This window comes from Leifsonia sp. A12D58, assembly GCF_047530025.1.
GTDB lineage: Bacteria > Actinomycetota > Actinomycetes > Actinomycetales > Microbacteriaceae > Cryobacterium.
In genome coordinates, this window is record NZ_JBLJAT010000002.1 from 166,524 (window position 1) to 192,695 (window position 26,172).

Below are 26,172 nucleotides of genomic sequence, written 5' to 3' on the forward strand. Positions count from 1 at the left end.
TCCGCGACGAGGGAGGCCTCAGATTAGGACTCGTCGCGGCAGCTAAGGAGGAGCGCACCGAACAACACGTTTTCAGGCTAGCACCGTTTTTCGCTGACCGGTTCACTCAGTCGGGCGGATGCCGGACTTCGGTATCTCAGCGAAGCACGCGGACACCCGCGACGACATCGCGCACCGAGGCGGACGGCAGGTAGGCCCGCGCCAAAGCGAGACCGATCCCCGGCAACGCGACCGGATCGGGGTACGCCATGTACAGCGGCAGGAATTCCGGTTGGAATTTGCGTTTGAAGGCCAACAATGACCGGAAACCATATACCGGCTCGAGGGCAGTGCCGAGGAACTCGAGGATGCGCGTGGTGAAACCGCTTTCGTCGTCGTCCTCGCCCGAAACGCTCTGCGCGAGCGGAGCAGCAGACAAACTGAGAAACTCAATCTCGGGCTGTTGCTTGAGCATGCTGGCGGTCTCGGCGATCAAAAACTCCATCACGCCGTTCACCCCGTCTGGCCTGCGCCGCATGAAGTCGAGCGTCCAACCGATCACCACGCCATCGCGATAGGTCGGCAGCCAGCTTGTCACTGCATGCACGCGCTCATTCTCGTCGATGGCCAGCATCAGCCGCACCGCCGGGTCGCGCAGCTCGTCGAGGCCTCCCAGGGTGAAACCGAGCTCTGGCAAGTCCTTCTCCTGCACCCACAGCTCCGAGATCTCGCTGATCTGCACTGATTGCCGCAGTGACAGATCCTTGAAGCTCGTCCAGACTGCTCTGACACCCTCGCGATCGGCCCGATTGATCGATGAGCGGATGTCTTGCCACTTCTTGCCCGTCGTCTCCCACGTGCGCGGCCGAAGGACTGTCTCCTCAGCCACACTCATGGTCTGCCAGCCCATTGCGGCGAACACCGGCAGCCACCGGGAATGCACGCTGTAGAACACAGGAAGCCAACCGTTGTCATCACACATCTCGGCAAAATCGGCGACCGCCTGCCTGCCATAGGCGCTGACCGCGTTACCAGCGACAGTGCTCGTGGCATCCGGTTCACCGATCGGGTCTGAGGTGGTGATGGCGATTCCGTTGACCACCCGATACGCGATGGCGATGCTGCCTTCCTGGTTGAACCAGATCGAGTTGCCATCCCAGGTCGACATGAATGAGAGCGACTCGCCGCCGCGACTGGCGAGCAGCGCACGCAGCCTGGCTTTGTCGCCCGCGCGCGCTTTGTCCTGGTTGCCGGTCAGGCACAGGATGGCGCCGACGATCGTGATAATCCAGAAGACCGGACCGACCGACTGAGAGAGCACGGTGGTCAACGGATCGGTGGGTAGAAATGACACTCGTTCAAGTCGAAGGAAGCCGACAGGGATGAATCGTTCAGGGATGTCAGCGATCAGGTCGAGCAGGGTGACGTTCGGGCTGAAACGATCCCGCAGCATCCAACCGATACCGACGTAGAGTGCGGCCAGCGTCGCGAAGCTCACCACCGTTGTGATGACGAAGCGCCTCAACCTGCGCGGCGACGATTTCACCGGAAAGTGCCGCAGGTTCACCAGAATGATTCCGGCGGTAATGAGTGGCACCAGCACTGAAACGACAAGCACCAGGGCAATCTCCCAGTAGTGCGTCGAGCGCCAGTGCCAGACGAACGGCTGGCCGAAGATCGGTAGCAGCCCGTAGTACCAGCCACCGAGAATTGCCAGACCCACGTTCACGATGATGGCCAGCCAGGCAGCCAAGCGCCGGCCACGGGCGAGGCCGAACGATGCGATGAGCAGCAATGCCAGCGGCAACAGACTCACCAGAAGCGGGCCGACTCCGTCGATCCGCTCGAGAGTGAGCTCCTGCACGCACTGCCGGGTGACGTTGCCGACCAGGCAACGATCGGCAACCTCAGTGGCATCCGGCACGTTGTGCGTGAGCAGCAGACCCAGCGGGGCCAGGATGCCGAACCGGCCGCCGGAGAACAGCGTGACGAGTGGGCCGATAGCCAGCACACCGACGACCGCAGCGATCAGGGTGCGTGATTCGTGGTCGGAGCTGCGGTGCCAGCTCAGGTCGACAGGCGTCGGCCGGAAGGCGAGTCCGAGCCCTAGCCCTGCCCCCGCAGCGATCAGCCGGTACACGTCAGAGGGCTGTCCGGAATAGAGCACCAGCGTGAGCAGCACGGTGAGAGTGATCACACGGATGCGACGCTTCCACAGCGGGCCGGCGAAACAGCTCGCCGCCATGATGCTGCCTGCGATCGGCGTGAACGGATCGAAGGTAAACATCTCTCTGACGCCACGTGACCACATCTCGCCATCTGCCACGCCGATGCTCTGTGCCAAGATACCGACACTGGCGCCGATGATGCTCGTCATGACGAAGGTGATGGCGACCCGCCAGGTTCCCATCAGCCGTTCGGCGAAGCCGAGCACGACGAGCGCTGCCAGCACCGCGAACACGAGTTCAATGGCGCTGTCGACGATGAACACGCTGGTAACGGGAGACCACCAGCGACCGTGATCGACTACCGAGTCATAACCGGTACCGAGGAGTCCCCTGAGATCTCGGCGCTCGCCAACGATCGGCCCGAGAAAAAACCCGACGACGAGCAACAGCAGCGCATAGCCGCCGGCAAATGGCTGTCTGGCGCTGACGCCCGCGAGCCTGGAGCGTGTCGCGGAGGCGACCCGCCTGGGACGCTGATCAGGATCGGAATTGGACCCGTGCGCTGTCCCTGCCACCGGAGACGCCCCTGCAGCGTTGCTCATTGCACTCACTTCGCCTCCCCCACGCCGCCCCTGGCCGCGATAAGCGGCAGGGCCTTCGTCCAGGCGTATTGCACCGTGTGCCAATCATGAGCAGTGCCTGGCGACTCGAAGACATCGGTGGTGGCACCTGCTGCGCGTGCAGCGGCCGCCACCTCCCGCGTCCACGGCACGTATCTGGAATCGTCAGCGCCGACGGCGAAGAGGGCAAGCAGATTCGAATACGGTGCGTGAGCGGCCAGGATCACGGTCGGCGCCGCAGCGGCGTATGCAGCAGCGTCACCACCGAATCCCGCCGCGATGGTCTGCTCTGTGTCGCCGTTCTGCGGCACCAACTCCCCCGAGATGTCGAGAATGTTGCCGAACAGTTCTGGATGGGCTGCCCCGAGCTGGATCGAGCAGGTGCCGCCCTGCGAGAAGCCCGCGATGGTCCAGTCCACCGGGTCTGCCCCCACCGGAAGATTGGCCCTGATCCAGTTCGGAACATCGACCGTCAGGTAGGTGGCCGAATTGCCCAATGGGGAGTCAACACACATCGGGTTGTTGCCGGGCGTGCCCAGTTGGTCAGGAACCACGACGATCGGCGCCTGTCCAGAGTGCGCCGCAGCGAATGAATCGAGAATCGTCTCCAGGTGACCGGCGGTGAACACGTCGGCTGGGCTACCCGGTTGCCCGGACATCATCATCACAACGGGTAAGCGCACCGGGTTCGGCAGGCGCGCGACCGGAGGCAGGTAGACCAGCGCATCGCGGGCCTTGAACCCGGAGACCGTCGCAGGGATAGTGACGGTGCCGACGACGCCTTTCGTGACATCCGTCGTCTGGGTGATGCCAAAACCAGTGCCGGAGCCGGCCAGAACCGATTCGAGCGATTGGTACTCGGGCAGGCCCAGTGCAGTACGAAGCGTCGGAAACTGACCAAAATCCACGTTCACTCCTGCAGCCGCTGTGATGAGAACGAGAGGAATGGCGACAACGGCGAGGATACGCATCCGCCAATGGCCGATCACCAGCACGAAGACGGCCAAACCGATACCGGCGAATCCGGCTGCGGCCCAGAGTCGGGTTGCCACCGACAGGGAGACACCGAACAAGTCCCATACATCGCTGGCCAGCGAGCACAGAACGTATCCAAGCGCCCCGGACAGGACGGTGACCAGAGCGGCCATGAGCACCATCCTGCTGTGGCCGCGAGCCAAGCCCACGAAAAGCCAGAGGATGACGAAGCCCGCCATGCCGTACAGGACAGCCAGCACTGGGCCATCCACGATACTCACGCTCAGCAGCGAATCGACCACGCTCCACCTCCGCGTTTACTCTCACACCACAGCATCGGAGTGATCGTCCAAAACGGAAGTTCTGAGTGAGCCCTCAGCCCACTGACCGATTCCTCCCAGCGGACACTCGGCGTAGCCATACGCTCAGTCTGCGGCCAGCGCAACCATCGGAGACAGCGTGGTCGCCCGTCTCGCCGGCAGCACTGACGTAGCAAGCGAGAGCACCGTCGCGCCGATCGCGCAGCCGACAACCAACTGCCACGGAACCGTCGGCGGCAGCAACCCGATACCTGGCAACGACCCAAGGAGTGACTGGGCGCCAGCGCGCTGAACCCGATGAGCACGGAGAAGATGCCGACGACCAGAGCCACCATATTCATCCGCTGCGGGTATGGCGGCGGCAGACAGCTCTCCTGCGGGTTTCTCCTGCGGGTGTCTACCGCGGGCTACTCCGTGAGGCGGTGCTCGAACGCGAAGACGACGAGTTGCACGCGATCACGCAGGGTGAGCTTGGCCAGAATCCGGCTGATGTGGGTCTTCACTGTCGCCTCCGAGAGAAACTCCGCTGCTGCAATCTCGGAATTGCTCAGTCCGCGGGCGGCGAGCACGAAGATCTCGCGCTCCCGACTTGTCAGCGTGCCAAAGGATGCGGGCACCTCAGGGGCGCTCGACTCCCTGGCGTCGAAATGCTGGAACAGTTCTCTGGTCGCAGACGCTGCGATGACTGCGCTGCCGGAGTGCACAGTGCGAATCGCTGCCAGTAAAAACTCGGGATCGGCATCCTTCAGGACGAAGCCGCTCGCCCCTCCCCTGATCGCCTTCGTGGCGCTCTCATCGAGATCGAACGTCGTCAGAACGATGATGCGCGGAGGGGCTTCGCCGCGCGCTTCGGCGGCCGCAAGAATGCGCTGCGTGGCCTCGATGCCGTCCATTACCGGCATCCGAATGTCCATCAGGATGACATCCGGTCGGGTTGTGGCCGCCATCGTTACGCTTTCGAGGCCGTTTCCGGCTTCGCCGACGAACTCGAGGTCAGCCTGCGACGAAATGAGCATGCGAATGCCAGCTCTGAACAACGACTGGTCGTCGACCATCGCGACTCTGATGTGCGTCTGGTGTGCACCCTCGACGGATGCCGTGTCTGGCTTGCTGTGATCGTCGCCCGGGTTATCGACCGGCCCAGCCGTGTTCATCTGGTCTGCATTCATCTGAACGTTCTCCTGGGTCATGCTGTGACTTTCCAGCCAGCTGGTATTCGGGCGGTGACGGTGAACCGGCCATCCTGGGTATCGGTGTGCAAGGCGCCTCCGGCCAGCAGCGCGCGTTCTCGCATACCTGGCAGGCCGTGGCCGACACTCTCGGCCGCTCCCGGTTCGTCGCTCCCCCTGACCTTGATCTCGTTCGAGACTGTCACGACGACCCCGAGCGAGTCCCAGCTTAAACTGAGACGAACCTCGCGCTGCGGGTCACCATGACGAAGCGCGTTCGTCAACGCCTCCTGAATGATTCGATAGAGCGCCAGTTGGGCGCCGGAGCCGAGTGCGAGCGGTTCGCCCGTCACCGTCCAATTGATGCTCAGTCCCGCACTGCGCATCTGGGCAATCAGCCGATCAAGGTCAACGAGCATCGGCTGCGGCCCTGCGACTTCATCCTGACGCAACTGGGCGAGCAGGAGCCGCACGTCTCCGAGCGCCTCCCTGGCTGTCGTCGAGATAGTGGTGAGTGCCGTGTCAACTGCGCCGGGATCCGTCGCGCGCGCATACCTGGCGCCATCGGCTTGTGCGATCACGACGGCAAGTGAATGCGCAACGACGTCGTGCATATCGCGGGCTATCCGGTTACGTTCTTGCTCGACGATGACACTGCGTTGCGCGGCAAGGCCCTCCTGGACCGCTTGAACTTCGAGCCGCTTGTTTGCCCTGGCGCTCTGCCAGGTACGCGTCAGGAGTCCGAGCGTCCAGGAAAGTCCGAGTACGGCAGCGGATGCAACGAAGTAACCGACGAACTGCAAGGTGAATCCAGCGACATCAAGCGGTGCAGAAGGCGTATAGGCACCGTTCCGCATCAGCAGGTAGCCCGCCGCGCACACCGCGCCGATACCGACAGAGGCGAGGCCGACCCATTTGACGATCCTGCCCCCGTAGGCAGCAGTCGCGTAGAGCACGATAAGGATGGCGAAGTCGGCGCCCAGGATGTCGAGGTGGGTCGCCATCTGCGTGAGCGCGGCAAGCCAGGCCAATGCGAGCGAGAGCGCCGGGGACAGCCGACGAACCGCTAATGCGCCCGCGAGGGCAAGGACAACGAAAGAGCCGGGAACCGACGTCGTACCGTATGACATCACATCGAACGCGATGAAGCCGACGGCGATCATCACGTCGATTGCGAAATCAGTCTGTCGCAGCTCTCGCACAAATCGCGACGGTCGCATCACAACTCGGTCTGGAGCCTCGTTGTCTCGCAGCATGATCCAGCTCTCCACGCCAGCGTGTGCGATTCGCCGTGCGGCACGGCTTCGTGTGATCAAGCCGAGGGCCCACGAGCCGCAGAGCACGGCAGCGACCACCTGCACGCGCCCGAGGAACAGCACACCAGCGCCGATCGCCCTGACGACACTCGACTCGGTCCAGGAACCGAAGACGTAGCCTGGCATGCCAAGCGAAGTGAGCAGGAGCGAGGACACCACTGCCGTCACGACGATCGCGCCGACCAGGCCGACCCAGCGCGACGCAGTGTTTCCATACGCGCTCGAGGCAAAGAAGACGATGACGCCGGTTATGAGCAGTGGCCACCCGGTCAACGAGGATCCAGAGATGGACTCTGCCATGAATTGCGCGAGCCCGATGGCGCCGGCAGTGAGCGCCCACCCGGGGCTGATCCGGGCCATACCGATTGCGATCGCCAGCAGCAGAATGACACTTGCATCGTTCCTGCCTCCGATCACGGCAGAGACGAGCCCCCAGGTCAGCAGGAAGGCGAGCGCCACTGCTGGTTCGAACAGCAGACGATTGTGCCGAAAAAGGGCGGGTATTCGATGCATCCTGCCTCCATTCTCAGCTGACGTTTCGGACATCGTTCCACAGTACGGCCCGAATTCCAGGCGCCGAACCGGTTCACCCAGATCTCAACCCACGGTGAAGTGAAATCATCCTCACGATGTACGGGAGACGGATGGGCAGGCAACCGCTCGCGAACCGACGAATGCCACGCACCGTTATGGTGCGTGGCATTCGCGAAACAACAACGGGCAAATCCCGCTCGGCTAGAAGCCGACAGGCGCCTAGAAACCGATATCGCCTAGAAACCGATATCGCCTAGAAGCCCAAACGGCCCAGCTGCTTCGGGTCGCGCTGCCATTCCTTGGCCACCTTGACCCGGAGGGAGAGGAAGACGCGCTTGCCGATCAGAGGCTCGATCTCTTTACGGGCACGCATGCCGACATCCTTGAGCCGGCTACCCGACTTGCCGATGATGATGCCCTTCTGGCTGTCGCGCTCAACAAAGAGGTTCGCGTAGATCTCGACCAGGTCCTGGTCGTCACGCTCGATCATGTCGTCGATCGTCACAGCGATCGAGTGCGGAAGTTCGTCGGTGACACCTTCAAGTGCGGCCTCACGGATGTACTCAGAGATACGCGATTCCAGGCTCTCGTCTGTCACGGCATCCGCCGGATACAGGGGCGCTTCAGACGTCGGGAGCAGGCGCAACAGCTCACCGGTGAGGGTGTCCAGCTGGATGTGGCTCGTCGACGAGATCGGCACGATGGCCTCCCAATCGCGCAACTGCGACACGGCGAGCAGCTGAGCGGCGACGCTGGTCTTCGAGGCGGCGTCGATTTTGGTGACGATCGCCACCTTCTTGGCGCGCGGGAACGCGTCAAGCTGCTCATTGATGAACTTGTCGCCAGGGCCGATCGGCTCGTTGGCCGGAATGCACAGGCCGATCACGTCGACATCACCGAGCGTCGAGGTTACGAGGCTGTTGAGGCGCTCGCCGAGCAGGGTGCGCGGACGGTGGATGCCGGGGGTGTCGACCAAGATCAGCTGGCCGTTCTTCTGGTGCACAATTCCACGAATCGCACGCCTGGTCGTCTGCGGCTTCGACGAGGTGATCGCAACCTTCTCCCCGACCAATGCATTGGTGAGGGTGGACTTGCCGACGTTCGGCCGTCCCACGAATGATACGAATCCTGCCCTGTAGTCATCTTTAGCCACGACCATGTACTCCTTCATCTTCAGACACTGTGACAAACGCGGTTTGCGCGTCGATCAAGGCCTTGTCACGCTCCACCAGCACCGTGCTGATTCGTTTTCGCCGACCCTCTGTGCGTTCGGCCGTCAATATCAATCCGCTCACCGACGCAACCGAACCGGCTTCTGGAAGCCGACCCAATGTCTTAGCGAGCAAGCCACCGACTGAATCCACGTCATCGTCATCGAGCTCGAGCCCGAAAAGTTCGCCGAGTTCATCGACAGGCAGTCTGGCGCTCACCCGGTAGCGGCCTGCGCCGAGGTCCTCGACCTCGACGACATCCCTGTCGTACTCGTCTGAGATGTCGCCGACCAGCTCTTCGATCAGGTCTTCGAGGCTGACCAGCCCGGCGATGCCGCCGTACTCGTCAACGACCATAGCGAGGTGGTTGGACTCAAGCTGCATCTGGCGCAGCAGATCGTCGGCCTTCTTCGACTCGGGCACGAAGACGGCTGGTCGTGCCAGCTCGCCGACGGTCAGGGAATCGACGTTCGCCGGGCGCTCGTAGACGAGCCTGGCCACATCACGCAGGTACAGGATGCCTGTCACGTCGTCGACTTCACCGTCGACCACGGGCACGCGCGAAAAGCCCTTGCTCAGGAACAACCCCATTCCGGCGCCGATCGTGGCGTCGGCATCGATAGTCACCATGTCGGTACGCGGGATCATCACTTCGCGCACAACAGTCTCGTTGAACTCGAAGATCGAGTGGATGAGCTCCCTGTCGTCCTCCTCGAGCACGTCGAGCTCTGTGGCTTCGTCGACCATACTAAGCAGCTGGTCTTCGGACGTGAACGTGTTGAGCCTGCCGCGGCCCGGTGTCACCCGGTTGCCGAGCGAGACGAGAGCGTTGGCGATCGGGCCGAGAAGTACACGCAAGAAGTGAACAAGCGGCGCGGTGAACTTCAGCAGTCCGGCCGGGTGCGCACGACCCACGCTGCGGGGACTCGCCCCGACGAGCACGAACGACACCCCGGTCATGATGAGCGCCGACAGAAACAGGGCAAGCCACAACGACTCGATGGTGGTCGCGAACACCAGCGTGACCAGCACCGCAGCGGTGGTCTCAGCGATGATTCGCATGAAGTTGAGCGCGTTCAGATGCGCGCCAGTGTCGGCAGCGATGGCCAGCAGCGACCGTTTCGACCTGGACGTTTCAGCCAGTTCGGCGATGTCCGCCCTGGATTGCGCTGTGATGGCAGAGTCAACCGCAGCCATCAGCCCGCCGAAAGCGACGAGCAGAATAGCGAGGACTACAAACCAGCCGATCATGACTACGCGCGGCCTTCCTGCAGGTAGAAGCCAGCCAGGATGTCGCGCTGGATGCCGAACATTTCTTTCTCCTCGTCAGGCTCCGCGTGATCGAAGCCGAGCAGGTGCAGGATGCCGTGGGTGGTCAGCATCAAGAGCTCGTCGAGCGTGCTGTGCTTGGCAGTGATCGCCTGCTCCTGGGCCACCTGGGGGCAGAGCACGATATCTCCGAGCAGTCCGGGCGGGGTCTCGGCATCTGCAGTGCCCGGGCGCAGTTCGTCCATCGGGAAGCTGAGAACGTCGGTCGGGCCCGGCTCGTCCATCCACTGCACGTGAAGCTGTTCCATTGCACCCTCGTCAACCAGCACAATCGCCAGGTCGGCGTCAGCGTGCACGTGCATCGCATCCAGGGCGAATGCGGCCAACCGCAGAATAGTTGCCTCGTCGACAGGAATTGCCGACTCGTTGTTGATTTCGATGCTCAACTCTGTCTCCGTTTCGGGATGCGATCGCGTACCGCGCCAGAGCGACGCTCTGCCCGGTTTGCGAATTCGCGTGCTTGTTCGCTCTCGTAGCGCTGTGCTTGCTTGTGCGCGTCGTATTCGGTGTACGCATCAACGATGCGACCGACCAGGGTGTGACGCACGACGTCTGCACTTGTCAGACGTGAAAAATGGATGTCGTCGACGTTGTCGAGCACCCGGGTCACCAAGCGGAGTCCGCTGGAACCCGCCGGCAGATCGACCTGCGTGATATCGCCGGTCACGACCATCTTCGAGCCGAAGCCGAGACGAGTCAGGAACATCTTCATCTGCTCTGGTGTGGTGTTCTGTGCCTCATCGAGCACGACGAACGACGAGTTGAGGGTGCGTCCACGCATGTACGCGAGAGGAGCGACCTCGATGGTGCCTGCAGCGAGAAGCTTGGGAACCAGCTCGGGGTCCATCATCTCGTTGAGAGCGTCGTAGAGCGGGCGCAGGTACGGGTCGATCTTGTCGGTGAGCGTGCCGGGCAAAAAGCCCAGTCGCTCGCCAGCCTCGACGGCCGGACGCGTCAGGATGATCCGCTCGACCTCCTTGCGCTGCAGTGCCTGGACGGCCTTGGCCATAGCCAGGTAGGTCTTGCCGGTACCGGCGGGGCCGATGCCGAACACAATGGTGTTCTCGTCGATCGCGTCGACGTAGTCTTTCTGGCCCAGGGTTTTCGGCCTGATGCTCTTGCCGCGCGACGTGAGGATGGCCTGACCGAGCAGCTCGGACGGGCTGCGCGTGCTGTCGTCGTTCAAGATTTTCGCCGAGGTTGTCACTTCTGACTCCCCCAGTTCCTGGCCGTTGTGAATCATCAATTGCAACTCCTCGATGAGACGTCTGACAGCTTCAACCTGCGCGACGGGACCAGACACGGTGATCTCATTGCCGCGCACGTGGACGCTGACTGATGGGTATTGCTTCTCGATCGTCGTCAGGAATCGGTCCTGCGGCCCGAGAAGTCGGACCATGGCGATTCCGTCGATGTGGATCCGGGCCTCGCCTGCTCCCGCCATCGGAGCAACGACCTCGGGTGTAGCCGGTTCTGATGCGTCGTTATGCTCCGCCAAGGGATCCCTCCGTGAGGTGTCCGCCGAGCAGATGCGCGTGAACGTGGAACACCGTCTGACCGGCATCCGCTCCCGTGTTGAACACCAGGCGGAACTGACCGTTCGTGCGCTCAGCCGCAATGTCGTTCGCGACAGCGATGAGCTCGGCGAGCAGGGCAGGATCGCCGGCTGCAAGCTCGACGACGTTGCGGTACTTCTCAGTCTTGACGGTGATCACAATGTGGACAGGGGCCTGCGGGGCAATGTCTTCGAACGCGATGATGCGATCGGTCTCTGCGACAACAGTCGCTGGAATCTCGCGCGCGATGATGCGGCTGAAGATCGACGGTGCTGCACTTTCGGTTGGGCCCGCGCCTGAAGAAGACATATCTCTATCTTAAGCTGGCGTTACCAGCGATTGAGCGTTGCGTTCAGGATGGCAAGAGCCGCGGGTCCGGCGGTCGATGTGCGCAGCACGGTGTCGCCCAGGCGCACCTGGGTCGCGCCGGCAGCTTCGAGCTGGGCCAGCTCCGATGGCGCGATGCCGCCTTCGGGTCCGACGACGAGAACGATGTCGCGCTCGGCCTCGCCCTGCGTACCAGCCGCAGTCGCGTCGAACTGGGTCAGGCGAGCGGATGCCGTCGGGTCGAGCAACAGCATCCGTGTCTCGCCGGCCAGCTTCACCAACTGCTTCGTCGTCGTCAGATCTTCAACGACGGGAAGCCACGGCCGAATCGACTGCTTGCTGGCTTCACGCACGATGGTTGCCCAGCGCTCACGCCCCTTGGCGATCTTGGCGCCCTCCCAACGGGAGATAGAGCGTGCGGCGATCCACGGAATCACGCCGTCGACGCCGAGCTCTGTCGCTGCCTGGATGGCCATCTCGTCGCGATCGCCCTTGGCAAGGGCTTGAACCAGACGGATGCGCGGGGTCGCCGCAGCGTGCAGCGTCGCCTCGTCGACACGAAGCGTCAGCTCGCCGGGCTCGGCGGTGACGACGGTGCCTGAGACGATCAGACCGTGCCCGTTTCCGAGCAGCAATGACTCGCCGGGGCGTACACGGCTGACGGTGACTGCATGCTTGGCTTCGCTGCCGCCGATGCTTACGAGCGCGCCAGGCGCACACGCATCAGGCTGGAGCGACTCGTCCAGGTAGAAATGGGCCATCGACGCGCCTAGCCGAGGAAGCGATCGCGCAGTTTGGCGAAGAGTCCCTGCTGGAACTGGCTGAGCTCAGGGGCGTGCCCCTTGTGCCTGGCCGCGAACTGCTGAATGAGCTCTTTCTCCTTGTGGTCAAGCTTCGTCGGTGTGACAACCTGGATGCCGATCTTGAGATCGCCCCGGCCGCTGCCACGCAGCTTGGTCACGCCACGGTCCTTGACCGTGATGATCTCTGCACTCTGCGTTCCCGGCTTCAACTCGACCTCGAGGTCACCATCGAGACCCTTGATCGTTGCGGTCGTCCCGAGGATTGCATCGGCCATCTGCACTTCGAGCGTGCACAGCAGGTCGTCGCCGTTGCGGCTGAAGACGTCGTTGTGGCGCACCTTGATCTCAAGGTAGAGGTCACCGTTGGGTCCGCCGGCAGGTCCGGCTTCGCCGCTGCCCGGCATCTGCAGGCGCAGGCCGGTGTCGACACCTGCGGGGATGTCGACGGCAACAGTGCGGCGGGCGCGGACGCGGCCCTGACCCTGGCAAGTCACGCAGGGCGTGGCGATGATGGTGCCGTAGCCTCGGCAGGTGCCACAGGGGCTTGACGTCATCACGTTACCGAGCAACGAACGAACCGCGCGCTGGATGCTGCCGGTTCCGTGGCAGATGTCGCAGGTGACCGGCGAGGTACCCGGCTGGCAGCAGCTGCCGTTGCAGGTCTCACAGACGATGGCCGTGTCGACCTCGAGATCGCGGTGGGTGCCGAAGATGACCTCGTCGAGGTCGATTTCGACGCGGATGAGTGCATCCTGGCCGCGTTCGCGACGCGAGCGGGGTCCGCGACCGCCACCTCCACCGCCTCCACCGAAGAACGTCTCGAAGATGTCCCCGAAGTTACCGAAGTTACCGCTGTCGAATCCGCCACCGCCCTGGCCACCCATGTCGTACTGCTGGCGCTGCTTGGGGTCGCTCAGTACGTCGTAGGCGTGTGTGACGAGCTTGAACTGTTCAGAGGCCTCTGCGCCGGGGTTCACATCGGGGTGCAGCTGTCTGGCCAGGCGTCGGTATGCCTTCTTGATCTCGTCGATCGTTGCGTCTTTTGAAACGCCCAGGACTTCGTAGTGGTCAGCCAAAAGCGGCTCTCCTTGTTGATCTGTCGTACGGGAAAATTGGAAATGAAAAGCTAGTTCTCGCCGAGGTGGCGAGAGAGGTATCGGGCAACGGCGCGAACCGCAGCCATGTTGTTCGAGTAGTCCATGCGGGTCGGGCCGAGCACACCGAGCCTGGCGAGGTCGCCGCCCGACGAGGTATATCCGCTCGTCAGCACCGAGGTCTCCCCGAGGCCGAACGATGCGTTCTCGCGCCCAATGCTCACAGACACACCATGCTGGTCTGATGCCATCTCGCCGAAGAGACGAAGAAGGACGACCTGCTCCTCGATTGCCTCGAGTACCGGGAAGATACTGCCGCTGAAGTCTTCTTCGGTGCGCACCAGGTTTGCAGCGCCAGCCATCACGAGGCGGTCGTGGCGGTTGGCCCCGACCTGTTCGATCAGAGTGGCGACGATCGGGTCAAGCAGGTCGCGCACAGGAACGGGACCGAGGCTCTCGGCCTCTCGCAGCGCGTTTGCCGCCTCGGCCATGCTCAGTCCGCCGACTGCGTGGTTGAGAGCAGACCTGACCATGCTGAGCTGCTCTTCATCCACCACGCGCGGCAGATCAATGACGCGCTGCTCAACTCGGCCCGAATCGGTGATCAAGACAGACAGCACCCGGCGGTCGGTGAGCGGAACCAGTTCGATGTGGCGCACTCTGGCGCGAGACAAGGACGGGTACTGAACCAGGGCAACCTGGTTCGTGAGCTGGGACAGCAGGCGAACACTGCGGGCGAGTACCTCATCGAGGTCGGATGACTGACCGAGGAAAGTTTCAATTGCCGTGCGTGCAGCGGGCGACAACGGCCTCACATTGGCCAGGTGATCGACGAACAGCCTGTAGCCCTTGTCGGTGGGGATCCGGCCCGACGAGGTATGGGGCGCTGCGATGAGTTCTTCCTCTTCAAGCAGGGCCATGTCGTTGCGGATGGTCGCGGCTGAAACACCGAAGGAGTGACGGTCGACGATCGATTTCGATCCAACCGGCTCGCGTGACGCGACGTAGTCCTGGACAATCACCCGCAGGACTTCAAGGCTGCGTTCGGACACCATTCAGCTACAGCCTCCCTCTTCACTCGGCACGCGTACAAGCATTAGCACTCGCATTGACTGAGTGCTAATCATATCGCGTCAACCTGAGGCTTCTTTGATTGCCATGGGGAGTTTCACGGCAGTAGCGTTGACTGTTACAGCGCGTTGCGTGTCCACGTATCCGCCTGAAGGGCATTGATCATGACTGATCCACATGCACAGACTCCCCCTGATCCAAGCGATGGCGCCGGGCAACGAGACGCCAATCCGCAGGCCGCACGCGATTACGGGCAGCCACCCTCGACTCCGCCGGCACCGCTCTCGGCAATGGATGACAAACAGTGGGCATCATTTGCACACCTGGGCGGCATCCTGGGGTTTCTGCCGTCGCTCATCATCTGGCTGGTGTTCAGGGACCGCGGTTCGTTCACCAACGTTGAGGCTAAAGAAGCCCTGAACTTTCAAATCACCCTGGGGATCGGGTATGTCGTGATCTACATCGCCACCTTCGTTCTTGGCGTCATCACGTTCGGTCTGCTCTCGTTCCTCAGCAACCTCATCTGGGTGCTGTGGATCATCGGCGTGGTCTTCTCAATCCTCGGCTTCATGAAGGCGAAAGACGGTTTCCACTATCGCTATCCGTTCGCCATCCGCTTCATTAGTTGAGCGGCTCACGGTGAGCTGTCGCCCGCTTTGCCTGCAGGCCGCTCACCTGGACAAAAACTAAACACTCGCACAGCCGCGATGCGCGACATCGTTCCAGTGGCTACTGTGATCACTGCACGTCATCTCATCGTCCTCAGCCCGCGCGATTCAAGCGCCAGAAAGGAATCATCATGTCTGACGCACCTCCCCCTCCTGCCAGCCCGTACCAGGGTCCCAGCCAGCTCAGCCCCGCTGACGAGAAGCTCTGGGCGACGCTCGTACACATCGGTGGCATCTTCTTCGAGTTGCTGCCCGCACTGATCGGCTACCTCGTCCTGAAGGATCGTGGCCCGTTCATCCGCCAGCACACCGCTGCGGCGCTGAACTTCCAGATCACAATGCTGATCGGCTACATCATCGGGGCCATCCTGTCGCTCATCGTGATCGGCTTCCTGATCATGTTCGCCGTGTGGGTAGTTACAATCATCTTCAGCATCCTGGCTGCCGTCGCAGCCAACAAGGGCGAAACGTACGTCTACCCGCTGTCAATCAAGTTCGTGAGCTAGTCACGTCACTTCGCGTCAGCGAACAGAACCGCCTGCCAGGCTTGTCCTTGGCAGGCGGTTCTGCGTTAAGCGCAGGTCTTCACCAGTCGATCAGTTGAGCGTGTTGAGCGTGTTGAGCGTGGTCTCACCGTGGCGAATTCCGCGACCGCCGCAAAATGGGCGCGGGATATTGCGGCTGGCGCGCGAAAAAGCCCGCGCCAGCCGGAATATTGCGCGCCCAGCTGATGTGAAAGCTCACCCACCGACCAATGCATCGCGCCAGACACCAACCGGGGTTGACCATTCCTGATGCCAGATGAACTCTAGGGGCATGGACACCCCAGGCAATCAGGCGACAGAGGCATGCCCCACCGCGACCTCCCCCACGTTTCACTCGAGAGGCCCACTCAGTCAACGACTCCTCATCGCTCTGGCTGGCCGCCCGTCGGCCGAAGCCCCCGAGCTGGCCGACTATCTGGGCGACATAGAACGCTCATTGGCAACCACTGCCGATGTTCTTCGGGACGGTGATCTGCAACTCACGCTCTTCATGCTCTACGGGCTGTTCTACGGAGACGTCGGCGATGTCGAAGACGGATGGGAGTGGCATCCGGTGACCCTCGCTGCACGCGCTGCTATCGAGGAGAGGTTCGAGCGGGAGTTGCGCGAACGCGTGCAGGTTCCATCGCTGCCGGCGACAGAGGCCGAAGCTGTTGCGGCCGCCCTGTTTCGTCTGACCGGCAAGGAGTCGGGGCCAAGCCTCGCGCGCTTCATTGCCCAGCGGGCGACAGCGAACCAGCTGGTGGAGTACGTGATCCATCGTTCCGTCTACACGCTCAAGGAGGCCGACCCGCACTCGTGGGCTATACCGCGCCTCACCGGCAGGCCAAAGGCAGCCCTCGTGGAGATTCAGGCTGATGAGTATGGCGGTGGTCGAGCCGATCGGATGCATTCAGTGATCTTCGCCCGCACCATGAGAGGACTTGGACTTGATTCTCGCTACGGGCAGTACGTCGACCAGGTGTCCGCGCTGACGCTGGCGTCGATGAACATGATGTCGATGTTCGGTCTCAATCGTCGTCTGCGCGGCGCTATCGCCGGACACTTGGCTGCGTTCGAGATGACCTCGTCAATTCCGAACCGTCTCATCGGCAACGGCTTCCGTCGACTGGGTTTTGGTTCTGACGTCACTGACTACTTCGACGAGCACGTTGAAGCGGATGCCGTGCACGAGCAGATTGCCGCTCGCGACCTCGCCGGGTGTCTAGCCGAGGATGAGCCAGCCCTCCTGGCCGACATCTTCTTCGGCGCGAGTGCCTGCCTGGCTGTCGACGGGCTGGCAGGGCAGGAAGTCCTAGCGGCATGGACCTCAGGGCGTTCCTCCCTGCGTGTTCCGCTCACCCCGCTGGCCGCTGCCGCATCTACTCTCACTCCCTCGATACCGTGAACGCGCCCCTGCGTGCCGACTACGTGCTGCCGCTGCTCTGGCGGGATGACAGCGGAACAGACGAGCTCACCGACTACCTGCGCACACTCAGCGGATGGATCGCCGTCACCGTCGTTGACGGGTCGCCCGGCGGCATGTTCGACGACCACCACGGCCGGTGGTCTGGGTTCGTTCGGCACGTTCGTCCTAACCCGTGGCCAGGCAACAATGGCAAGGTCGCCGGTGTCATGACTGGCCTGTTTCTGGTTGACGGTGACCGCGTGGTCATCGCCGACGACGACGTGCGTTACGACCTGCCTGCTCTCAGCCGAATCGTCATCGCGCTGGACAACGCCGACGTGGTGCGCCCCCAGAACTACTTCACCAGCCTGCCCTGGCATGCCCGCTGGGATACCGGGCGCACACTCATGAACCGTGCGCTCGGCGCCGACTACCCCGGCACTCTCGCCGTGCGGCGGGAGCTCATTCTGGCGGTCGGTGGATACGCCGGTGATGTCTTGTTTGAGAATCTTGAGCTGATTCGCACTGTGGCCGCGGCTGGCGGCCGCGTGATTCGGGCCGACGACCTTTTCGTCGGCCGGATGCCACCGTCCGTCGGCCATTTCGTTGGCCAACGCGTGCGCCAGGCCTACGACGACTTCGCCCAGCCACTGCGTCTCGTCGCCGAGTTGTCACTGCTGCCGTTGGCGCTGTGGGCACTCAGTCGACCGCAGCGGTTGCTCGGCGGCGTCATCCTGGCCTGCGCCCTGGGCGAGTACGGACGGCGGCGATCCGATGGCGCATCAGTCTTTCCCCTGACCGGTGCGGCCTGGGTGCCGCTCTGGATGCTGGAGCGCGCTATCTGCGTGTGGCTGGCCGTTGGTCTACGCCTGCTCGGTGGGCCCCGATATGGAGCCGGACGACTTCGCCGTGCCGCCACCCCAGTACGGCGGCTTCGGGCGTCGCGGGAGCCCGTGGCGACGCAGGCAGCATGGACACCGGTGTGAACGACGGATGAACGACGAGATGAACGACGAGGCGAACGACGAGATGAACGACGAGGCGAACGACGAGGCGAACGACGAGGCGAACGACGCAACGAGCGAGGCGGCGGCACAACCGACGAGCGGCGATCGGCCCGGGGGGCTGCATCCGCTCATCTTTGTGTGCGCGGATGGCCCCCTTCTTGTCCGCGGCAGTGTCGACATCGTGGGCGCAGATGGAGCTCCTGTTCACCTCACACGCAAGACCATCGCCCTCTGTCGGTGCGGGGAATCGACGATCAAACCGTTCTGCGATGGCTCACACAAGCTCGTGGGGTTTCATCCGGATCAGCCGCCAGCCAACTAGCTCGCTCGCCCTAGGCTTCTCCTGCGGCCACAGGCACGATGTCGCCTGCCGGGTCGCTATCTGGTGGGCGGCTTCTGCGTTAAGCGGATGTCGCGGGGCCCGAAGAAATTCAGCCGGTCCGCCGATGTCGGAGTTCGTCGCGTTGATCGCGTTGATCGCGTTGCATCTGCTGGTCGGCGAGTTGGTACGTCATCCGGGTCGGTGATTTCGTGGCCACGTGCCATCGCTGGAACCCGTCGAGCCAGACCGGGGCTTTCACCTGGGGCACGCCGTCGACCATTCGGATCTGCCAACCCGACCGGTGAACTGTGCGGTGGTGGAACCAACACAGGGTCACCCCGTTACTGACCTCTGTAGGCCCACCGAGCGCGTAGGGGATCACGTGGTGGATTTCCGCCCACGCCGCGGGACTCTGACACCCCGGGATAATGCACCCGCCGTCGCGAAGGGTGACGGCCCGGCGTTGCTGTCCGGTGAAGCACCGGTCGGTGACTCCCAGCTCGATGACCTTGCCCTTCGCGGTGATCGTCACCGGTTGCACTCCCCCGGCACAGATCATCTGCTCCACGGAAAGTATCGAGATCGGTGCCACCTGCCCGTCGATGTGGCCGGCGCAGCCCTGCATCCACCGTCGAGAAGACATGTTCCGCACTGCGGAGATCTTCTTAAATCCGGGCTGATTCGAGGCTCATCAGTGGGACTTGCGCACATTCTCCGCAACGCGGGACAGCATCATGTCGCTGCCGCGCGTCTGCTTTGACCAGGTATCGCGACTAGTCGTCGGCGAGCAGTCGACGCACAACCGCGTCGGCAAGCAAGCGGCCGCGCAACGTCAGCTCGACAGTGCCGCCGATCGCTGCACGCGCATCGATGAGTTCATCTGCGATCAGTCCGGCCACCTCGTGTCGGCCACGCTCCGAGAGTGAGTCGACGCGAATGCCCTCACGGATGCGGCTTGTCAGCAGCACCCGCTCCACCTCGCGAGTCTCGGCGTCCAGCGTCTCGCGTCCGGCAGCCGGCGAGTGGCCGGCAAGTACACGGTCGGCATACGCGGCCGGGTGCTTCACGTTCCACCAGCGCAGTCCACCGACGTGGCTGTGGGCGCCTGGGCCAACACCCCACCAGTCCTGGCTGCGCCAGTACGAAAGGTTGTGGCGGGAGCGGTGGTCGACATCCGTTGCCCAGTTGCTCACCTCGTACCAGCCGTAGCCGGCCTCAGCGAGCATTCGGTCGGCCATCTCGTAGAGGTCGGCCTGGTGATCCTCGTCAACGGATGCAACCTCACCGCGCTTGATCTGGCGGGCAAGCTTGGTGCCATCCTCCACGATCAGCGAGTATGCGCTGATGTGGTCTGGCTTCTGCGCGATCGCATGCTCAAGGCTGGTCTGCCAGTCGTCGAGCGACTCCCCCGGCGTGCCGTAAATGAGGTCAAGGCTCACATCCAGACCAGCGTCCCTGGCCCACTGCACGACGAGCGGAACGCGCTCGGGATCGTGCGTGCGCTCAAGGGTGGCCAGCACACGCGGCACTGCCGACTGCATGCCGAACGAGACGCGGGTGAAGCCGGCCTCGGCCAGTGCGGCGAGGTAGTCAGCATCCACTGAATCTGGATTCGCCTCAGTCGTGACCTCGGCACCGGCTGCGAGTCCGAAATTACTGCGGATGGCGTCGAACATCTTGATCAGGTCGGTAACCGGAAGCAGGGTCGGCGTGCCACCACCGAAGAAGACTGTCGCGGCCTCACGAGCTGGAACGCCGGACTCGGCGAGCACGCGGGCTCCGGCCTCGATCTCGAGTACCGCCTGGCTGGCGTAGTCGCTCTGCTTCACGCCGCGCAGCTCAGTGGCGGTATACGTATTGAAGTCGCAGTATCCACAGCGAACGCGGCAGAACGGCACGTGCAGGTAGACACCGAAGTCACGGTCGATCGCCCCAACCGCAGCAGATGCCGGGAGGAGTCCGTCGAGGGGTGCTGGGTCGCCGAGAGGAAGTGCGCTTGGCACGCGGTTTACGCTCCAGACGCGGGGTGCAATGCCCGCAAGTACTGCTTGGTGATCTTGGCCTGCTGGTAGCGCAGGACGGGTGCAACCAGCTTGTATTTCATTGTGCTGGGCTGCGAGAACGAGCGGATTGTCAACCAGACCGAGTCATCCTCGAGCTTCTCAACGATGAATGATTCTTCGCCGCTCTCCGGATGCCCCTCCATCGTTCCGTAGGCGAAACCGATCTTGTTGACCTCGTCGATCATGTAAACCACTCGCACGGGAGCAATGACATTGAACGGGCCGGCCTTGATTGCCAGCTTGGCGGTCATGCCATTGGCAATGTATGGCGTGCCGTCTTCGGCAAATGTCGCCTCGTTGACCGGATGGCTCTGGTCGATGGACGGGCTACCATCCTCGTTGAATGAAATCCCGGAGTACTGCACGCCGGTTCCGACCTCAAGGTCCGTCACCTCGATACCGCTACCGCGCTGGACACCCCAGGTCATCAGCGAGATGGCGGCCGCCCTGAAGCGGTCATCGCCACTGCCAAGCCTGACCGTGTGTTCGGATGGACGGTAGCCCTGGGGGGGAAACGTCATCAGGTCTGGGGCTAGTGTTCCGCCGATCGCTCCGTACGTGACGGAAGCATCGGTAAATGTTGCGCGGCGCATATCTCTAAGCGTAGGCGACACAGACTGAGTTGAAGCCGTACGCGCGTCAGAGTGCAGCGATCGCAAGCTCCAGAGCACGAATCGCACCGGAGCGTGCATCCGCAGTGTTCCGCTGCTCGTTGGAGGCATTCGCCGCCACATAGCTCCCGCGCACCAGCGCCTGCACGGTGCACTCGTTGGCGTCCCAACATACGAGCACAGCGGCTTCTGCACCCGCTACGGAGATCTCGGCAGCGGGATTCTTCGCCAGGGCATCCGCGACGAGTTCAGGCCAGGCCCAGGCCGCGCCGGGGATCATCTCAATTCCGACCTGTCTGAGTTCTCCCGCCGGCGTGCCGTACACATTATTGTGCCGCCAGACACACATGGTGAATCCCGCTCTGTCCATCGCGAAAGAGAACATTGACGCCCCGGTCCAATACCCCTCCGGCGCAACGAAGGACGGTGAGCTGAGCTCTGTCCTGAATGCCTCGTTGCTGTCGACGTCGGCGCAGTCATCCCAGCCAGTCGCAGCATCCGCGGCCGGTACGAAAGCAGGGCGCGGCGGTCCTGCCGCGGCGAGAGCATCCCGAACGGCCGTGCCGATCTGAACGGCGTCGTCAGCCAGCGACGGGTCGGATGCGGCGAGAGTCGTATGCCCATTGAACGACAATTGCACCCAGTAGCCGTCGTTCTCAAACCGCATGGTGCACGATCGCTTGGACACTTCGCCGATACAGCTCACCAGCGAGTCTGGCCCGATGAGGCCAGTCGTGAACCCGTCGGTTGGGAAGGACGCCGCCATTGCCTGAAAGTCGTCAGCAGCGTCGGGGAGAATTTCCAGGCTCAATTCCCATGACGCGCCTTCGCCCGTCACCGCCTTCGAGCTCTCCCATTGGCACGTCAGCATGCCGCCTTGTAGGAATGAGATCATGCTGTTGGACACGGATGACGTCTTCAAAGAAATCGTCGATTTCAGCTGCCCCATCGCGAGTGCCCGTGCGTCCTCGTTGATGAGTTCATCACAGCTGAGCGGGACGCGATCAGCCGGCCGTGAGGCGACGTCAGGCTGCTCAGGTTCCGGACCGACCGTTGCCTCCGGCGTCGATGCCGATGTCGATGTCGGATCTGGGCTCGGCAGCGGCGCACTCCCACATGCGGTCAGAGTGAGAATAGCGGCGATTGCCACGCATCGAAGAGCGATAGTGCGAAGATCCCCAGTCATGCCCTCACGCTAGCGGATGCGAGAGCGCCGGGACGCGTGCTACTTCTTGTCCTTCTTTTCGACGTCGCCGGAGAGGGCAGCGATGAAGGCTTCCTGCGGAACCTCAACACGGCCGACCATCTTCATGCGCTTCTTGCCCTCTTTCTGCTTTTCAAGCAGCTTGCGCTTACGGCTGATGTCGCCGCCGTAGCACTTGGCCAGAACGTCCTTACGGATTGCGCTGATGCTCTCACGAGCGATGATACGGGCACCGATCGCGGCCTGGATCGGCACGTCGAACTGCTGGCGCGGGATCAGCTTGCGCAGGCGCCCCGTCATCAGCACGCCGTAGTCGTATGCCTTGTCACGGTGCACGATCGCACTGAACGCATCGACCTGCTCGCCCTGCAGCAGGATGTCGACCTTCACCAGGTCGGCCGCCTGCTCGCCTGTCGGTTCGTAGTCGAGCGAGGCGTAACCGGCGGTGCGGCTCTTCAGCTGGTCGAAGAAGTCGAAGACGATCTCACCGAGTGGCATCGTGTACCGGATCTCGACGCGGTCTTCACCGAGAAAATCCATGCCGAGCAGCACGCCGCGGCGGCCCTGGCAGAGTTCCATGATGACGCCGACGTAGTCCTTGGGCGCCAGGATCGCTGCCTTGACGACGGGCTCCATGACGACTGAGATCTTGCCGGAAGGGAACTCGCTCGGGTTGGTCACAGTGACAGTGCGCTTGTCATCGGTGGTGACCTCATACGGCACGCTCGGCGCAGTGGCGATCAGGTCGAGGTTGAACTCGCGCTCGAGGCGCTCAGTGATGATCTCAAGGTGAAGCAGGCCGAGGAAGCCACAGCGGAAACCGAAGCCGAGTGCAACGGATGTCTCTGGTTCGTAGATGAGGGAGGCGTCAGACAGCTTGAGCTTGTCGAGGGCCTCACGCAGGATGGGGAAGTCGCTGCCGTCGATCGGGTAGAGGCCCGAGAAGACCATTGGCTGCGGCTCGGTGTATCCGGGCAGCGCCTCGGTCGCGGGCTTCGCCGCGGTCGTGACCGTGTCACCGACCTTCGACTGGCGCACGTCTTTCACGCCGGTGATCAAGTAGCCGACCTCACCGACGCCGAGTCCCTTGCTCGGGGTGGGCTCAGGCGAACTCACACCGATTTCAAGGATCTCGTGGGTCGCGCGCGTCGACATCATCTGGATTTTCTCGCGCGGCTTCAAATTGCCGTCGATCATACGAACGTAGGTCACGACACCGCGGTAGCTGTCGTAAACCGAGTCGAAGATCATGGCGCGAGCCGGAGCATCCGGGTCGCCGACAGGGGCAGGGATCTGACTGACAGCCAGGTCGAGTAGCTCACTGACGCCCATGCCGGTCTTGCCTGACACGCGCAGTACGTCTTCTGGCTTGCCGCCGATGAGGCTGGCGAGCTCCTTGGCGTATTTGTCGGGGTCGGCAGCCGGCAGGTCGATCTTGTTGAGCACCGGGATGATCGTGAGGTCGTTTTCGAGCGCCAGGTACAGGTTGGCGAGCGTCTGGGCTTCGATGCCCTGCGCTGCGTCTACGAGCAGGATTGCACCTTCGCAGGCAGCGAGGCTGCGGGAGACCTCATACGAGAAGTCGACGTGACCGGGGGTATCGATCATGTTCAGCGCATACGTCTGACCATCGATCTCCCACGGCATGCGGACGGCCTGGCTCTTGATGGTGATGCCACGCTCACGCTCGATATCCATGCGGTCGAGGTACTGGGCACGCATCGCCCGGTCGTCGACGACGCCCGTGATCTGCAGCATCCGGTCGGCAAGGGTTGACTTGCCGTGGTCGATGTGGGCAATGATGCAGAAGTTACGGATGAACTCGGGGGCAGTTGCGGCCGGTTCAAGCGCTGTGTGAGCTCTCGGTGACATGATCTGCCCATTGTCCCATGAGAGGGCGACTTCGGGTGCCGCGCCCCTTTCTCGCGCGTGTGGGTGCGCGCTGGTTAGGCTGAGCGCAATGTCCACTACAGACGCCGCACTCGTCAGTCGGCTGCCTCACTCCGCTCTGACACCCGTCTTCGCCGGATTGCAGATCGCGTTGCACCTGATGATCCTGGGGCTGACGGGCTTCGTGATTGTGCGCGCAGCGTTCGGCATCTGGCCGTATCCGGGCGCGGTGGTGACGCTGGCGGCCGTGTTCCTCGGCACCTATATCGGTGGCAGCTATCTATCCAGCGCTCGATCCAGCACAGCACGATCAACCCCACGCTGGGTAGTCCCGGTCTGGGTGATCATCCTGATGCTCGAGTGGCTGCTCCTCACCTTGCTGGTCTCGGATGCCGCCTACATCGTTTTCCCCCTCTTCTTCCTGCAGTTGAATGTGCTCCCGCTGCGCTGGGCAATCCCTTCGGTTGGCGTCAGTGTGCTGTTGGCCATCTGGGCGCTGACGTGGCATATCGGCTGGAATCTGGGCGCGACTCTCGGCCCGCTCATCGGTGCAGGGGCTGCCATCGCTGTCGGGCTCGGATACCGCGCGCTGCTCGCCGAGGCTGCCGAGCGGCAAGCCCTGATCACCGATCTCATCGAGACCAGGGCGGAACTCGCGGCGGCAGCGCGAGCCGCAGGCACGATCTCGGAACGCGAACGGCTCGCGCGGGAGATCCACGACACCGTCGCCCAAGGTCTGTCAAGCATCCAGATGCTGTTGCATGCAACCGAACGCACGGTGACGGATCCCACAGCCCTTGAGCACCTGCGGCTTGCTCGCGAGACCGCCGCGCTCAACCTGCAGGAGACTCGCCGCTTCATCCGAGAACTCACTCCCCCGGCACTCGAGGCCCAGACATTGCCCGCTGCTCTGGAGCGGCTTGCCGAAACCGCGTCGGCGTCTGCCGGGCCCCTCGGTTCGCCCGACGCGTCAGTCGGCCGCGCGGCGGTGACCGTGCATGTCACCGGCGATCCTGTTCCCCTGCCCATGCGCCTCGAGGCGACACTGCTCCGCATCGCACAGGGCTCGCTGGCCAACGTCGCTCAGCACGCGAATGCCAGCAGAGCCGAGCTGACCCTCAGCTACATGCCGAATGCCATCGCCCTCGACATCGTCGACAATGGTGCCGGCTTCGACCCCGCCGCAACAACCGCCGCCGGACGTGCCGATTCATTCGGACTGCAGGCGATCAGGGCCAGGGTCGAACAACTCGGTGGCACCTTCGTACTCGAATCGGCGCCGGGCTCTGGCACAGCCATCGCCGTCACGTTCCCGCTCAATACCTCACCCGACAACTCCACAAGCGAGGTTCAGGCATGATCCGACTGTTGCTTGCTGATGATCATCCGGTCGTCAGGGCTGGCCTTCGCGCCCTCTTTTCGGCCGAAGACGACATGGAAGTGGTCGCTGAGGCATCCACTGCTGAGCAGGCCGTGGAGTTGGCGGCACGGGTTCCCGTCGACGTGGTGTTGATGGACCTGCAGTTCGGCGGCGCCCTGCAGGGAGCAGAGGCGACCAGGGGTGTACGGGCCCTCCCGACCCCGCCACACGTGCTCGTGTTGACCAACTACGACACGGATGCCGACATCCTCGGCGCTGTCGAGGCCGGCGCGAGTGGGTATCTGCTCAAGGACGCGCCCCCGGCGGAGCTGATTGCTGCGGTTCGGGCTGCGGCCGCCGGGGAGAGCGCGCTTGCGCCCGCCATCGCGTCGCGCCTCGACCCGCACAGCAGCGAGGCAGACTTCCAGCTCACCCTCCGCGAAATCGAAGTACTCAACCTCGTCGCGGCCGGAATGTCGAACCGCCAGATCGGCCACGAACTTTTCCTTTCTGAGGCGACGGTCAAGTCGCATCTCGTGCACATCTTCACCAAGCTCGGCGTCAGCTCGCGCACAGCAGCGGTGGCCGAGGCGAGAGCTCTCGGCACAATCAGGAACCAGTAGTAGCCTGCAGGTTCCAGGTT

Annotated in this window: 25 protein-coding genes; 7 read left to right on the forward strand and 18 right to left on the reverse strand. The window is 63.0% G+C overall.

What is annotated here, in order from left to right:
* Window positions 1–136: 136 nt before the first annotated feature.
* From ACMT3I_RS06640 to hrcA, 13 genes are all read right to left on the reverse strand, one after another.
* Window positions 137–2,749, reverse strand: coding sequence for a phosphatidylglycerol lysyltransferase domain-containing protein (locus ACMT3I_RS06640; protein WP_414803680.1), 2,613 nt, complete (start codon window positions 2,747–2,749; stop codon window positions 137–139).
* Between the two features lie 5 nt (window positions 2,750–2,754).
* On the reverse strand, window positions 2,755–4,044 hold the full coding sequence (locus tag ACMT3I_RS06645) for an alpha/beta hydrolase (protein ID WP_414803681.1): 1,290 nt from the start codon (window positions 4,042–4,044) through the stop codon (window positions 2,755–2,757).
* A 123-nt stretch (window positions 4,045–4,167) separates the two neighbouring features.
* The gene (locus ACMT3I_RS06650) at window positions 4,168–4,320 is read right to left on the reverse strand and encodes a hypothetical protein (RefSeq protein ID WP_414803682.1); all 153 of its coding nucleotides are present in this window, start codon (window positions 4,318–4,320) and stop codon (window positions 4,168–4,170) included.
* 149 nt (window positions 4,321–4,469) lie between these two features.
* Window positions 4,470–5,117, reverse strand: coding sequence for a response regulator (locus tag ACMT3I_RS06655; protein ID WP_414804026.1), 648 nt, complete (start codon window positions 5,115–5,117; stop codon window positions 4,470–4,472).
* 131 nt (window positions 5,118–5,248) lie between these two features.
* On the reverse strand, window positions 5,249–7,060 hold the full coding sequence (locus ACMT3I_RS06660; protein ID WP_414803683.1) for a sensor histidine kinase: 1,812 nt from the start codon (window positions 7,058–7,060) through the stop codon (window positions 5,249–5,251).
* A gap of 274 nt (window positions 7,061–7,334) precedes the next feature.
* Window positions 7,335–8,234: a GTPase Era gene (era, locus tag ACMT3I_RS06665; RefSeq protein WP_414803684.1), complete on the reverse strand. Its 900-nt coding sequence runs from the start codon at window positions 8,232–8,234 to the stop codon at window positions 7,335–7,337.
* On the reverse strand, window positions 8,227–9,543 hold the full coding sequence (locus ACMT3I_RS06670) for a hemolysin family protein (protein ID WP_414803685.1): 1,317 nt from the start codon (window positions 9,541–9,543) through the stop codon (window positions 8,227–8,229). Before ACMT3I_RS06670 ends, era begins: the two co-directional genes overlap by 8 nt.
* Window positions 9,544–9,545: 2 nt before the next feature.
* Window positions 9,546–10,007 (reverse strand): rRNA maturation RNase YbeY, encoded by a 462-nt coding sequence (ybeY, locus tag ACMT3I_RS06675; RefSeq protein ID WP_414803686.1) that lies wholly within the window; start codon window positions 10,005–10,007, stop codon window positions 9,546–9,548.
* Window positions 10,004–11,065, reverse strand: a complete 1,062-nt coding sequence (locus ACMT3I_RS06680; protein WP_414804027.1) for a PhoH family protein — start codon at window positions 11,063–11,065, stop codon at window positions 10,004–10,006. The genes ybeY and ACMT3I_RS06680 overlap by 4 nt, the downstream gene beginning before the upstream one ends.
* A gap of 40 nt (window positions 11,066–11,105) precedes the next feature.
* The gene (locus ACMT3I_RS06685; protein WP_414803687.1) at window positions 11,106–11,486 is read right to left on the reverse strand and encodes an HIT domain-containing protein; all 381 of its coding nucleotides are present in this window, start codon (window positions 11,484–11,486) and stop codon (window positions 11,106–11,108) included.
* 20 nt (window positions 11,487–11,506) lie between these two features.
* Window positions 11,507–12,265, reverse strand: coding sequence for a 16S rRNA (uracil(1498)-N(3))-methyltransferase (locus ACMT3I_RS06690; RefSeq protein ID WP_414803688.1), 759 nt, complete (start codon window positions 12,263–12,265; stop codon window positions 11,507–11,509).
* An 8-nt stretch (window positions 12,266–12,273) separates the two neighbouring features.
* The gene (gene dnaJ / locus ACMT3I_RS06695) at window positions 12,274–13,383 is read right to left on the reverse strand and encodes a molecular chaperone DnaJ (RefSeq protein ID WP_414803689.1); all 1,110 of its coding nucleotides are present in this window, start codon (window positions 13,381–13,383) and stop codon (window positions 12,274–12,276) included.
* A gap of 50 nt (window positions 13,384–13,433) precedes the next feature.
* On the reverse strand, window positions 13,434–14,456 hold the full coding sequence (gene hrcA, locus ACMT3I_RS06700; protein WP_414803690.1) for a heat-inducible transcriptional repressor HrcA: 1,023 nt from the start codon (window positions 14,454–14,456) through the stop codon (window positions 13,434–13,436).
* 180 nt (window positions 14,457–14,636) lie between these two features.
* Between hrcA and ACMT3I_RS06705 the strand changes: the two genes are divergently transcribed.
* The 5 genes from ACMT3I_RS06705 to ACMT3I_RS06725 all read left to right on the forward strand — a co-directional run bounded on the left by ACMT3I_RS06705 (window position 14,637) and on the right by ACMT3I_RS06725 (window position 18,401).
* On the forward strand, window positions 14,637–15,101 hold the full coding sequence (locus ACMT3I_RS06705) for a DUF4870 domain-containing protein (RefSeq protein WP_414803691.1): 465 nt from the start codon (window positions 14,637–14,639) through the stop codon (window positions 15,099–15,101).
* Between the two features lie 170 nt (window positions 15,102–15,271).
* Window positions 15,272–15,646 (forward strand): DUF4870 domain-containing protein, encoded by a 375-nt coding sequence (locus ACMT3I_RS06710; protein ID WP_414803692.1) that lies wholly within the window; start codon window positions 15,272–15,274, stop codon window positions 15,644–15,646.
* Window positions 15,647–15,956: 310 nt separating this feature from the next.
* Window positions 15,957–17,072, forward strand: coding sequence for an iron-containing redox enzyme family protein (locus tag ACMT3I_RS06715; protein WP_414803693.1), 1,116 nt, complete (start codon window positions 15,957–15,959; stop codon window positions 17,070–17,072).
* Complete coding sequence (locus ACMT3I_RS06720) at window positions 17,069–18,058, forward strand: glycosyltransferase (RefSeq protein ID WP_414803694.1); 990 nt, start codon at window positions 17,069–17,071, stop codon at window positions 18,056–18,058. Before ACMT3I_RS06715 ends, ACMT3I_RS06720 begins: the two co-directional genes overlap by 4 nt.
* A 7-nt stretch (window positions 18,059–18,065) precedes the next feature.
* Window positions 18,066–18,401 carry a CDGSH iron-sulfur domain-containing protein gene (locus ACMT3I_RS06725; RefSeq protein WP_414803695.1) on the forward strand — a complete coding sequence of 112 codons (336 nt, stop codon included), beginning with the start codon at window positions 18,066–18,068 and terminating at the stop codon, window positions 18,399–18,401.
* Window positions 18,402–18,510: 109 nt separating this feature from the next.
* Here ACMT3I_RS06725 and ACMT3I_RS06730 read toward each other — a convergent pair whose 3' ends face one another.
* From ACMT3I_RS06730 to lepA, 5 genes are all read right to left on the reverse strand, one after another.
* Window positions 18,511–19,044 carry an HNH endonuclease signature motif containing protein gene (locus ACMT3I_RS06730; protein ID WP_414803696.1) on the reverse strand — a complete coding sequence of 178 codons (534 nt, stop codon included), beginning with the start codon at window positions 19,042–19,044 and terminating at the stop codon, window positions 18,511–18,513.
* Window positions 19,045–19,174: 130 nt separating this feature from the next.
* Window positions 19,175–20,404, reverse strand: a complete 1,230-nt coding sequence (gene hemW / locus ACMT3I_RS06735; protein WP_414803697.1) for a radical SAM family heme chaperone HemW — start codon at window positions 20,402–20,404, stop codon at window positions 19,175–19,177.
* Between the two features lie 5 nt (window positions 20,405–20,409).
* Window positions 20,410–21,057 (reverse strand): DUF1990 family protein, encoded by a 648-nt coding sequence (locus ACMT3I_RS06740; RefSeq protein WP_414803698.1) that lies wholly within the window; start codon window positions 21,055–21,057, stop codon window positions 20,410–20,412.
* Window positions 21,058–21,103: 46 nt separating this feature from the next.
* A complete protein-coding gene (locus tag ACMT3I_RS06745) occupies window positions 21,104–22,261 on the reverse strand; it encodes a hypothetical protein (RefSeq protein ID WP_414803699.1) in 1,158 nt (385 codons plus the stop codon).
* 39 nt (window positions 22,262–22,300) lie between these two features.
* A complete protein-coding gene (lepA, locus tag ACMT3I_RS06750) occupies window positions 22,301–24,151 on the reverse strand; it encodes a translation elongation factor 4 (protein ID WP_414803700.1) in 1,851 nt (616 codons plus the stop codon).
* Between the two features lie 88 nt (window positions 24,152–24,239).
* On the opposite strand from lepA, the gene ACMT3I_RS06755 reads away from it, so the two are divergent.
* Window positions 24,240–25,529 (forward strand): sensor histidine kinase, encoded by a 1,290-nt coding sequence (locus ACMT3I_RS06755; protein ID WP_414803701.1) that lies wholly within the window; start codon window positions 24,240–24,242, stop codon window positions 25,527–25,529.
* Window positions 25,526–26,152, forward strand: coding sequence for a response regulator (locus ACMT3I_RS06760; protein ID WP_414803702.1), 627 nt, complete (start codon window positions 25,526–25,528; stop codon window positions 26,150–26,152). The genes ACMT3I_RS06755 and ACMT3I_RS06760 overlap by 4 nt, the downstream gene beginning before the upstream one ends.
* Window positions 26,153–26,172: the final 20 nt, after the last annotated feature.

Excerpts from the sequence above, each read along its gene's own strand:
- ACMT3I_RS06660 (WP_414803683.1), bottom strand. The coding sequence starts at position 7,060 with ATGCATCGAATACCCGCCCTTTTTCGGCACAATCGTCTGCTGTTCGAA.
- ACMT3I_RS06725 (WP_414803695.1), top strand. The coding sequence starts at position 18,066 with ATGAACGACGAGATGAACGACGAGGCGAACGACGAGATGAACGACGAG.
- ACMT3I_RS06705 (WP_414803691.1), top strand. The coding sequence starts at position 14,637 with ATGACTGATCCACATGCACAGACTCCCCCTGATCCAAGCGATGGCGCC.
- ACMT3I_RS06685 (WP_414803687.1), bottom strand. The coding sequence starts at position 11,486 with ATGTCTTCTTCAGGCGCGGGCCCAACCGAAAGTGCAGCACCGTCGATC.
- ACMT3I_RS06715 (WP_414803693.1), top strand. The coding sequence starts at position 15,957 with ATGGACACCCCAGGCAATCAGGCGACAGAGGCATGCCCCACCGCGACC.
- hrcA (WP_414803690.1), bottom strand. The coding sequence starts at position 14,456 with ATGGTGTCCGAACGCAGCCTTGAAGTCCTGCGGGTGATTGTCCAGGAC.
- ACMT3I_RS06680 (WP_414804027.1), bottom strand. The coding sequence starts at position 11,065 with ATGGCGGGAGCAGGCGAGGCCCGGATCCACATCGACGGAATCGCCATG.
- ACMT3I_RS06690 (WP_414803688.1), bottom strand. The coding sequence starts at position 12,265 with ATGGCCCATTTCTACCTGGACGAGTCGCTCCAGCCTGATGCGTGTGCG.
- ACMT3I_RS06710 (WP_414803692.1), top strand. The coding sequence starts at position 15,272 with ATGTCTGACGCACCTCCCCCTCCTGCCAGCCCGTACCAGGGTCCCAGC.
- ACMT3I_RS06745 (WP_414803699.1), bottom strand. The coding sequence starts at position 22,261 with ATGACTGGGGATCTTCGCACTATCGCTCTTCGATGCGTGGCAATCGCC.
- ACMT3I_RS06670 (WP_414803685.1), bottom strand. The coding sequence starts at position 9,543 with ATGATCGGCTGGTTTGTAGTCCTCGCTATTCTGCTCGTCGCTTTCGGC.
- ACMT3I_RS06730 (WP_414803696.1), bottom strand. The coding sequence starts at position 19,044 with ATGTCTTCTCGACGGTGGATGCAGGGCTGCGCCGGCCACATCGACGGG.
- ACMT3I_RS06640 (WP_414803680.1), bottom strand. The coding sequence starts at position 2,749 with ATGAGCAACGCTGCAGGGGCGTCTCCGGTGGCAGGGACAGCGCACGGG.
- ACMT3I_RS06760 (WP_414803702.1), top strand. The coding sequence starts at position 25,526 with ATGATCCGACTGTTGCTTGCTGATGATCATCCGGTCGTCAGGGCTGGC.
- ACMT3I_RS06755 (WP_414803701.1), top strand. The coding sequence starts at position 24,240 with ATGTCCACTACAGACGCCGCACTCGTCAGTCGGCTGCCTCACTCCGCT.
- ACMT3I_RS06740 (WP_414803698.1), bottom strand. The coding sequence starts at position 21,057 with ATGCGCCGCGCAACATTTACCGATGCTTCCGTCACGTACGGAGCGATC.
- ACMT3I_RS06655 (WP_414804026.1), bottom strand. The coding sequence starts at position 5,117 with ATGGTCGACGACCAGTCGTTGTTCAGAGCTGGCATTCGCATGCTCATT.
- lepA (WP_414803700.1), bottom strand. The coding sequence starts at position 24,151 with ATGTCACCGAGAGCTCACACAGCGCTTGAACCGGCCGCAACTGCCCCC.